Annotated in this window: 9 protein-coding genes; 4 read left to right on the forward strand and 5 right to left on the reverse strand. The window is 71.6% G+C overall.

The window, feature by feature from the left end:
• Positions 1-104 precede the first annotated feature (104 nt).
• The 3 genes from ACTOWL_RS36820 to ACTOWL_RS36830 form a co-directional block, all read right to left on the reverse strand.
• On the reverse strand, positions 105-1142 hold the full coding sequence (locus tag ACTOWL_RS36820) for an extracellular solute-binding protein (protein ID WP_441326278.1): 1038 nt from the start codon (positions 1140-1142) through the stop codon (positions 105-107).
• Between the two features lie 48 nt (positions 1143-1190).
• Positions 1191-1946: an SDR family NAD(P)-dependent oxidoreductase gene (locus ACTOWL_RS36825; RefSeq protein ID WP_441326279.1), complete on the reverse strand. Its 756-nt coding sequence runs from the start codon at positions 1944-1946 to the stop codon at positions 1191-1193.
• A 123-nt stretch (positions 1947-2069) separates the two neighbouring features.
• Complete coding sequence (locus tag ACTOWL_RS36830) at positions 2070-4040, reverse strand: VTT domain-containing protein (RefSeq protein ID WP_441326280.1); 1971 nt, start codon at positions 4038-4040, stop codon at positions 2070-2072.
• A 167-nt stretch (positions 4041-4207) separates the two neighbouring features.
• Here ACTOWL_RS36830 and ACTOWL_RS36835 point away from each other — a divergent pair, with 167 nt between their 5' ends.
• Positions 4208-4960: a ChaN family lipoprotein gene (locus ACTOWL_RS36835; RefSeq protein WP_441326281.1), complete on the forward strand. Its 753-nt coding sequence runs from the start codon at positions 4208-4210 to the stop codon at positions 4958-4960.
• Between the two features lie 188 nt (positions 4961-5148).
• On the forward strand, positions 5149-6348 hold the full coding sequence (locus ACTOWL_RS36840) for a hypothetical protein (RefSeq protein WP_441326282.1): 1200 nt from the start codon (positions 5149-5151) through the stop codon (positions 6346-6348).
• A gap of 10 nt (positions 6349-6358) precedes the next feature.
• Here the strand turns inward: ACTOWL_RS36840 and ACTOWL_RS36845 are convergent, their stop codons facing one another.
• Both ACTOWL_RS36845 and ACTOWL_RS36850 read right to left on the reverse strand, forming a co-directional pair.
• On the reverse strand, positions 6359-6706 hold the full coding sequence (locus tag ACTOWL_RS36845) for a VOC family protein (protein WP_441326283.1): 348 nt from the start codon (positions 6704-6706) through the stop codon (positions 6359-6361).
• 29 nt (positions 6707-6735) lie between these two features.
• Positions 6736-7647, reverse strand: a complete 912-nt coding sequence (locus ACTOWL_RS36850) for a LysR family transcriptional regulator (protein ID WP_441326284.1) — start codon at positions 7645-7647, stop codon at positions 6736-6738.
• A gap of 117 nt (positions 7648-7764) precedes the next feature.
• On the opposite strand from ACTOWL_RS36850, the gene ACTOWL_RS36855 reads away from it, so the two are divergent.
• Positions 7765-8397 carry a glutathione S-transferase family protein gene (locus ACTOWL_RS36855; protein ID WP_441326285.1) on the forward strand — a complete coding sequence of 211 codons (633 nt, stop codon included), beginning with the start codon at positions 7765-7767 and terminating at the stop codon, positions 8395-8397.
• A gap of 25 nt (positions 8398-8422) precedes the next feature.
• Positions 8423-9114, forward strand: a 692-nt coding sequence (locus ACTOWL_RS36860; protein WP_441326286.1) for a DMT family transporter, incomplete at its 3' end; no start/stop codon positions are given.

The raw sequence follows: 9114 nt of genomic DNA on the forward strand, positions 1-9114 counted from the left end.
TCTCCCGCAAGCGGGAGAGGCAACGCGTCAACGATCTCTCCGGTTGCACAGAACGCCGCGGTCCCGTTCTTCACCGGACTATCCGGCATCAGCAACAGCCAGACCTACTTCGCCGCCCAGGTGTTGAAGCGCTCGGTCAGGCTGTCGATGTTCTCCAGCCAGAACTCGGCGTTCAGCTCGATCGCCTGGGACATGTTGGCCGGGCTGGTCGGCAGGCCGGGCAGGTACTGGGCCGGGATCAGCGGCGTCGCCGCCTTGTTGGTGACGCCGTAGGTGATCTTGGTCGGCAGCTTGGCCTGGTTCTCCGGCTTGCCCATGAAGGCCAGGAACTTCGTGGCCGCATCGACATTCGGCGAGCCCTTCAGGATCACCCAGCTGTCGATGGTGAACAGGCTGCCGTTCCAGACGATCTTGAAGTCCTTCTTGTCGGCGTCGTTGGCGGCGGCGATGCGGCCGTTATAGGCGGTGGTCATCGCCACGTCGCCGGCCGCCAGCATCTGCGGCGGCTGGGCGCCGGCGGTCCACCAGATCAGGTTCGGCTTCAACTCGTCCAGCTTGCGGAAGGCGCGGTCCACGCCCTCGGGCGTGGACAGCACCTTGTAGACATCGGCCGGGGCGACGCCGTCGGCCATCAGCGCGATCTCCAGATTGGTCTTCGGCCCCTGGCGCAGCGCTCGCTTGCCGGGGAACTTCTTCACGTCCCAGAAATCGGCCCAGCTCTTCGGCCCGTCGGCGATCTTGGCGCCGTCATAGGCCAGGATGAAGTTGTAGACGATGGCGCCGACGCCGCAATCGTTCACCGCCGCCGGCAGATAGGCGTCGCGGCCGCCGATCGCGTCCCAGTTCAGCGGCTGGAACAGGCCTTCCTCGCAGCCCAGCGCCAGCTCCTCGGATTCGACCTGGACCACGTCCCAGCTCGAATCGCCGCCTTCGACCTTGGCCCGCAGCACGCCGATGCCGCCGTCCCAGCTTTCGTCATGCATCGGGGTGCCGGCGGCCTTGAACGGCTCGAAATACAGCTCGCGCTGCGCGTCCTGATAGGTGCCGCCCCAGGACACCACGGTCAGGTCGCGGGCCATGGCGGGCGCGGCGATGCCGGCCGCCAGCACTGCCGCGGGCAGGAGGCGGGTGAAACGGATCATGACGGAGACTCCCTGTTTTTTTGTTCCGCCGAGGCGGCGGCTTAGCGCCTAGACATGCTGGCCGCCGTTGATGTGGACCTCGGCCCCGGTAATGTAGGACGAGCCGGAGGTGCAAAGGAACATGATCGTTGCGGCGACCTCCTCCGGCTTGCCCAGCCGCTTCATCGGGATCTCGCTGTCGACCATCGCCTCGGTGCCCGGCGACAGGATCGAGGTGTCGATCTCACCGGGCGCGATCGCGTTCACCCGCACGCCATGGGCGCCGAACTCATGCGCCATCTCGCGGGTCAGCGCCGCCAGCGCCGCCTTCGAGGTGGAATAGGCCGACCCGGCGAAGGGGTGCACCCGGCCGCCGGCGATCGAGGTGACGTTGATGATCGACCCCTTGGCCGCCTTCAGCGGCTCGAACAGCCCGCGGGCCAACAGCGCGGTGGCGAACAGGTTGACGTTGAACACGTGCAGCCAGGTCGCATAGTCGGTGGCCATCACCCCCATGCGCTTGCCGCCGGGCAGCTTGGGCGAGATGCCGGCGTTGTTGACCAGCGCGTCCAGCTTGCCCAGCGGCAGCCGGGCCCGCAGCTCGTCCATGCCGCGCTCCAGGTCGCCGACGTCCGACAGGTCGAGCTGGACGTGGTCCTCCTCGCCCGCATGCCACGGGCATTCCTTGGAGAAGGCCTGGCGCGAGACGGTGATGACCCGCCAGCCGGCGGCGCTGAAGCGCTTCACCGTGGCATGGCCGATGCCGCGGCTGGCGCCGGTCAGGATCAGGGTCTTCGGCTCTTCCGTCTGGGCCGTGTTGGACATGACTGTACCCGGGGTGGAGGAATCGATCCTGAGAACGGATCGCGATCGCAATCATGCGGCGCGGCGCCGCATCCGTCCAGGGGCGGGAAGGTGCAACGGCCGCTACCCTGCGCCGCAGTTCGATCAGGGTTGGGCCAGGACCAGGCCCGGCGCCGGCTCCGCCGCATTCGGCAGGCGCGCCAGCTCGGGCAGCTCCGGCAGTGGCCCGTCATCCTCGGCGTCGATGGCGCTGACCAGGCCGAGCGGGTGGTGGATCGTCTCGATCCCGGGCGCCGCCAGCAGGATCGCCGGGCCGCCCTCGAGCGCGAAGCCCGAGCGCCACAGCCGCAGCACCTGGCGGCCGGAGCCGCCGGCATCCGGCCGGATCAGGGTCAGCCCCGGCATCCGGCCGTCCTGCCGCACCGGGGGCACCGGCAGGGTCCGGGCGTCGGCCGCGTCGTCGAGGAAGCGGGCGGCGGTGGCGACGCTCCAGCCGGGCGGGGCGGTCCAGCCGAAGGGGGCGAGGGCGGCGGCCAGCGCCTCCGGCGGCCCGGCCCATTGCAGCCGGAAGGGCTGCTCGGCGTCGCCTTCCAGGTCGATGCGGCGCTGCGGCAGTCGGCGCCAGCCCTCCGCCCGCCAGTCCGCGGCCGGGATCGCCACGGTCGTGTCGCGGATCGCATACATTGCCGCGGCGCCCGGGAAGCCGGTCGCCACATGCGCGCCGCCGGCGATCCCGAGGGCCAGCAGCAGCGCCGCGGCGAAGCGGCGGGGGTGGATCTGCTCCGGATCGGACCGGCGGAAGGCCATGGCGAAGGCGATGGTCATGCCCAGGCCGAAGATCAGCCCGGCGGCCACGTCGGACGGCCAATGCGCCGCCAGGTAGACGCGCGAGGCGCAGACCAGCCCGATCAGCGCAGCGGCGACGCTCAGCGGCACCAGCTGCCAGCGGCCGGGCAGGCCCCGCGCCACCAGCCAGCCCAGAATGCCGTACAGCACGGCCGAGAAGGCGGCGTGGCCGCTGGGGAAGCTGAAGGCGTCGGCGCCGCTGTAGAGGTCGGTCGGCCTGGCGATCTGCAGCCGGCCCTTGACCAGCGGCACGAAGCCGGCGGTGACGGCGATGGCGATGGCCACGCCGCCGGCCCGGTGCCAGGCGCGGTGCAGCAGCAGCCAGCCGATCGCGGCGACTGCCAGCACGGCGATGGTGCGGCCGTCGCCCAGCATGGTCACGACGGTCAGCGCCGCATCGCCCCAGGGCGTGCGCAGCGCCTGGACGAAGGCACTGATCGCGGCGTCGGCCCGGGCCGTCCCGCCATGCGCGGCGACCAGGCGCAGCAGGTTGACGAAGCCGGCGACCAGCACCAGCACCACGATGCCCAGCGCCGCCATGACGCGCAGGTCCGGCTCCTCCGGGTCGGCCAGCCGGGCCAGCAGGCGGGCGGGGCGGCTGCCGCGGGCGACGGCCCAGCGGTGGACCGCATTCTGCGCCCAGCCCAGCAGCGGCAGCAGCCGGCGCCAGACCCAGCGGGTGGCGACGACCAGCAGCCACAGCGTCAGCGCCAGCACCGCCAGCATCGCCACCAGCCGGCCGCTGACCGCGCCGAGCGCGCCCAGCGAGGCGCCCAGCACCGCGCCGCCCAGGATATGGGCCGGCGCCCATACGATCGCCGAGGCGATGTTGACGGCGTAGAACAGCCCCGGCCGCAGGCCCAGCGCGCCGGCGACCATCGGGATCATCGGCCGCAGCATCGGCAGGAAGCGGCCCAGCGCGATGCTGGTGCCGCCATGCCGGCGGAAGAAAGCCTCGCCGCGCGCGATCAGCGCCGGATACCGGCTGATCGGCCAGGCGCCGAGGATGGTGCCGCGGTAACGCCGCCCCAGCTCGTAGGACACGCCGTCGCCGATGATCGCCCCGGCGGTGGCCCAGATCAGCATCGGCCAGAGCGGCAGATGGCCGAGCCCGACCACGGCGCCGATGCCGATCAGGATCGGCGAGCCGGGGATGAACAGCCCGACCACCGCCACCGATTCGGTCAGGGCGATCAGGAAGATCAGGAGGCCGGCCCAATGCGGATGCTGGCCGATGAACTCGATGACCGCCTGCGCGATGTCGGTCATGCCTCTGCCGTTCCCCTCGTCATCCCGACTCCTCGCTTCGAACCGGTGTCATAGCTCGCGATTTCCGTGGCCTGGCGCAACCCTGCCGGTGGTCGCGGCGAAGCGGTTGCCGTCGGCGGCGAACGCTGCCACATGAGACTGGTGTCGGATGGAGCGGAAGAATGGCAATGAGGGGGAGGATTCTGTCCCTGGCGCTGGTCGGGCTGCTCGGCTGGTCCGCGGCCGGCTGCGCCGCGCCCGCCCCGGCGCGGCCTGACGGCGGCGTCGTGCTGCTCGGCGAGACCCACGACCGGGTGGCGGATCATCACTGGCAGCTGCAGCGGATCGCGGCGCTGCGCGAGGAGCAGCCGGGCCTCGCCATCGGACTGGAGATGGTGCCGCGCAGCCGCCAGGCCGCGCTCGACGCCTGGACTGCGGGCGGGCTGGACGAGGCCGCCTTCCTGAGCGAGGTCGACTGGGACCGGTCCTGGGGCTTCGATTTCGGCCTGTACCGGCCGATCTTCGCCTTCGCCCGGATGCACCGGATCCCGCTGATCGCGCTGAATGTCGACCGCGACGTGGTGCGCGCGGTCGGGCGGGACGGCTGGGCGGCGCTGCAGGCCTGGCCCGACCTCGATCTCGGCCGGCCGGTGGCGCCGTCGCCGGACTACAACCGGTATCTCGCCGCCGCCTTCGCCGGCCATGGCCGGGCGGCGGAGGGCGACGCGCTCAACCGCGGCTTCCGCCGCTTCGTCGAGATCCAGCTGCTGTGGGACCGGGCGATGGCCGCGCGCATCGCCGAGGCCCGGGCGGCCGGGACGCCGCTGGTCGTGGTGCTGGCCGGCAGCGGCCATGTCCGCGACGGCATCCCGCGCCAGCTGCGCGACCTCGGCTATGGCAGCACCGCGCTGGTGGCGCCGGGCGCCGCGGACGGGACCTGATCCAACTCTACGGCACTGCCTGAATTGTGACATGAAGTTGGGGAATCGTCTGGTCCGGTTGCTGTGAATATTGAAAGGCGACTGGCTTGATTACCCTCCATCGAAGTGAATCCGGTTCACTTTTCAGCAGGACGACTGTCTCAACTCGGCCGAAGGGCCTGGCTTGGCTGGCCGCCGCCGCCCTGGCCTTGCACCTGGGGGCCGCGCCGGCCGCGGCCGCGACGCCGGTCGAGCTGACCCAGAAGCATCTCTATGCCGGCTCGATCGCCGAGGGCGAGAAGGTCCTGGCCGCGATCCTGGCCAAGAAGCCGGACGATGCCGAGGCGATCGCCGGGCTCGGCCTGGTCCGCCTGGCCAAGGCGACGGAGCGTTTCAGCCAGACCCTGTACCGCTACGGCTTCCGGCCGCCGGAAGAATCGATCGTATCGGTGCCGCTGCTGACCATGCCGGTGCCGCCGAACCCCGAGCCGGAGGTGATCCGCTACGAGGATGCCCGCGCCATCCTGCAGGCGCTGGTCGACGACCTCGATGCGGTCGACCGCACGCTGCAGCCGCTGGGCGACCGGCCGGTGAAGCTGCCGGTGGCGATGGGGCGGGTGAAGCTCGACCTCGCCGGCAACGGCCGGGGCGAGGCCACCCTCTACGACGTCTACAGCGCCGTGCTGCTGGGCGGGCAGGGCGACCCCGCCAATTCCGGCAAGCTGGTGATCGCCTTCGACACCGGCGACGTGCTGTGGCTGCGCGCCTACACCCATGTGCTGCGCGCGGGCGCCGAGTTCCTGCTGGCGCGCGACTGGCACCGCAGCTTCGACGCCGCCGCGCATCTGCTGTTCCCGCGGCCGGACTCGCCGCTGGCCGCGGCGCTGACCCTGCCCACCCAGGGGATGTTCATGGGGCCGGAGGACGGGCGGATCGCCGACATGATCGCCTGGGTCCATCTGCTGAACTGGCCGGTGGCGGAGCCCGACCGGCTGCCGCGGACGCGCGAGCATTTCCTGGCGGCGGCCAGGCTCAGCCAGCAGATGTGGGCGTCGATCCGGGCCGAGACCGACGACGACCGAGAATGGTTGCCGAACGCGAAGCAGGCCAGCCTGATCCCGGGCATGAGCATCACCGACGCGCGCATCGACTCCTGGCTGGCGCTGATGGCGGAATCCGAGGCGATCCTGAACGGCGACAAGCTGCTGCCGCATTGGCGCTTCGACCAGGGCTTCAACCTGCGCCGCCTGCTGGAGTCGCCGCAGCCCTTCGACCTGGTGCTGCTGCTGACCGGCACCGACATGGTGCCCTATCTCGAGGACGGCCCGGTCAGCGACCGCTCCTTCTGGGAGCAGGCGACCGCCGCCTTCGAGGGCGAGTTCCTCAGCTTCGCGGTCTGGATCAACTGAGCCGGCGGGCTCAGTGCGTCAGGATGTTGACCAGCCGGCCGAACGGGTCGCGGACATAGAAGCGGCGCACGCCCCAGGGCTCGTCGGCCGGGCCGTACTCGATCACGAGGCCCATCGCCACCGCCTTGCGGTGCACCGCGTCGACATCGTCGACCTCGATCGAGAGATCCGGCACCGGGGTGCCGGAGCCGCCCTCGGTCATCACGCTGAGCTGCGGCGTCATCGTCGCGTCGGAGGCGAAGGTCAGGATCCAGCCCATGTCCATCACCAGCCGCAGGCCCAGCAGGTCGCCGTAGAAGGCCTGCGCCCGGGCGACGTCGCTGGTGGCGATGTTGGTGACGATCCGCTTCACGGCCATGGGGTTCCTCCGATGGTCTTGCGCCGGGGCTAGACTGCCACGGCCGGCCGCCGGCCTTCCAGCAGGTCGCGCTGGCGGGCCAGGGCGGCCGCGGCGAATTCGGTGAAGGCGCTGACCCGGGCGGTGCGGCGCAAATCCTCATGCGTCAGCACCCACAGCGCCGCCCCCTCGGGCACGGTCGGCATGGCGATCCGCACCAGCCCCTCGGACGCATCGCCGAGATAGCAGGGCAGGGCGGCCAGGCCGATCCCGGCGCAGGCGGCACGGCACAGCTCGACCAGCGAATCCGCCCGCAGCGCGATCGTCGCGTCCGGCAGGGCCCGGCGCATCCAGCGGGCGACCGAGGTGCCGGCCAGGCTGTCGTCCGGCGCCACCCAGGGATGCGCTACGGGATCGACCGTCCCGGCCCGCGCCGCCGGGTGGCTGGCCGCGGCATAGGCGGCGAAGGCGATGTCGGCGACGCGACGGCCGACCAGCGTCTCCGGCGGGTCCAGCACCGGCCGGATGGCGACATCGGCGTCGCGCCGAGTCAGGTTCGCCATCAGGTTGGCGGTGGTGACCTCCAGCACGATGCCGGGATGCAGCTCGCGGAATTGGGCCAGCAGCGGCGGCAGCAGCGAGGCCGTCAGCGTGTCGGCCGTCGCCACCCGCAGCGTGCCTTCGAGCCGCAGGTCCTGGCCGGCCAGGCGCCGCTCCAGCGCCTCGACCGTCGCCGCCATGCCGCGGGCCGCCGCCGCCAGCTGCTCGCCGCCGGCGGTCAGGGCGTAGCCGCCGGGCAGCCGGTCGAACAGCCGCAGCCCCAGCCGCTGCTCGAAGCCGCCGATCCGGCGCAGCACCGTGGTGTGGTTGACGCCCAGCCGCCGCGCGGCGCCCGCCAGCGAGCCGCAGTCCGCCACGGCCAGCACGGTGTGCAGGTCTTCCCAATCAAGTCGGCTGTCCATGAGTTGGCCTGTGCGCAGACGCAGATGATCGCTGCAGTATCACAGATCGAACTGCGTCCGCGCACCATTCATTGTCTCTCCAGCGGCGGGGCTGGCCCGCCTTCCGGAGAGACGAAGATGACCCCGATCCAGCTCTACACCTGGCAGACGCCGAACGGGCACAAGGCCTCGATCATGCTCGAGGAGACGGGCCTGCCCTATGAGGTCCACATCGTCGACATCGAGACCGGCGAGCAGCGCGAGCCCGCCTTCCTGGCGCTGAACCCGAACAACAAGATCCCGGTGATCACCGACCCGGACCGCGGCCGCACCGTGTTCGAGAGCGGCGCGATCCTGACCTATCTCGCCGAGCGCTCCGGCAAGCTGCTGCCGGCCGATGCCGGAGAGCGGCTGACGGCGCTGCAATGGACCCTGTTCCAGGCCGCCCATCTCGGCCCGACGCTCGGCCAGCTCTGGAATTACAAGATCTTCTCGGCGGAGAAGATCCCGTATGTCATCGGCCGCTTCGAGGCCGAGGCGGCGCGGGTGTTGCGGGTGCTGGACGGCACCCTCGGCCGGCGCAGCCATCTGGCGGGCGAGGCCTATGGCATCGCCGACATCATGAACTGGCCCTGGATCCATGCCGGGCTGGTGCATATCGGCCTCGACCTCGACGCCAGCCCCAACCTGCGCCGCTGGTACGACGCCGTCGCCGCCCGGCCCGCCGTGCAGCGCGGCCTGCGCGTGCCCGTCCTCGGCAGCCGAGATTGACCGAACGATCGGTCGGAGAATTCTTATGGAAACCCTGTTCGTCCCGATCTCGCTGCTGGCCGGCGGGCTGCTCGCGGTCCAGGCCGGCGCCAACGCCCAGCTGGCCAAGGCCACCGGCAGCCCCTTCGCCGCCACCACGCTGCAGCTCTCGGTCGGCACCGCCATCCTGCTGGCCGCGGCGCTGATGACCGGCACGGTCTCGGCCCTTGCCGCCCTGCCGGGCGTGGTCTGGTGGCACGCGATCGGCGGCGTCGCCAGCGCCGTCTACGTGGTCTCGACCATCCTGCTGTTTCCGCGGCTCGGCGCGGTGGTCAGCGTCGGCCTGTTCATCGCCGGCCAGATGCTGGCCTCGCTGGCGCTCGACGGCTTCGGCCTGCTCGGCGTGCCGGCAGGGGGCTTCGCTCCCGCAGCCCTGGCGGGAACGGCACTGGTGCTGGCCGGGGCCGCGGCGATCGTGCTCGGCCAGTCCGGCGGCAGCACCATCGCGACCCTGTCGCGGGCCGGATGGATCCTGCTGGCGCTCGCCGCCGGCGCGGTGCTGCCGGTGCAGGGCGCGGTCAACGCCCTCTTGCGTCGCGATCTCGGCGCGCCCTTCGCGGTCGGCGCCGTCAGCTTCCTGGTGGCGACCGCGGCGATGGCGGCGGTGGTGCTGCTGGCGCTCGCCCTGCCGCGCCAGCCGCGGCCCAGGCTCGACGGCGTCGCGGCGATGCCGTGGTG

The sequence above is a fragment of the Inquilinus sp. CA228 genome (assembly GCF_052078665.1).
Classification (GTDB): Bacteria; Pseudomonadota; Alphaproteobacteria; order DSM-16000; family Inquilinaceae; genus Inquilinus.

Coding starts and splice junctions, on each gene's coding strand:
- ACTOWL_RS36830 (WP_441326280.1), bottom strand. CDS start 4,040: ATGACCGACATCGCGCAGGCGGTCATCGAGTTCATCGGCCAGCATCCG.
- ACTOWL_RS36855 (WP_441326285.1), top strand. CDS start 7,765: ATGACCCCGATCCAGCTCTACACCTGGCAGACGCCGAACGGGCACAAG.
- ACTOWL_RS36820 (WP_441326278.1), bottom strand. CDS start 1,142: ATGATCCGTTTCACCCGCCTCCTGCCCGCGGCAGTGCTGGCGGCCGGC.
- ACTOWL_RS36845 (WP_441326283.1), bottom strand. CDS start 6,706: ATGGCCGTGAAGCGGATCGTCACCAACATCGCCACCAGCGACGTCGCC.
- ACTOWL_RS36825 (WP_441326279.1), bottom strand. CDS start 1,946: ATGTCCAACACGGCCCAGACGGAAGAGCCGAAGACCCTGATCCTGACC.
- ACTOWL_RS36835 (WP_441326281.1), top strand. CDS start 4,208: ATGAGGGGGAGGATTCTGTCCCTGGCGCTGGTCGGGCTGCTCGGCTGG.
- ACTOWL_RS36850 (WP_441326284.1), bottom strand. CDS start 7,647: ATGGACAGCCGACTTGATTGGGAAGACCTGCACACCGTGCTGGCCGTG.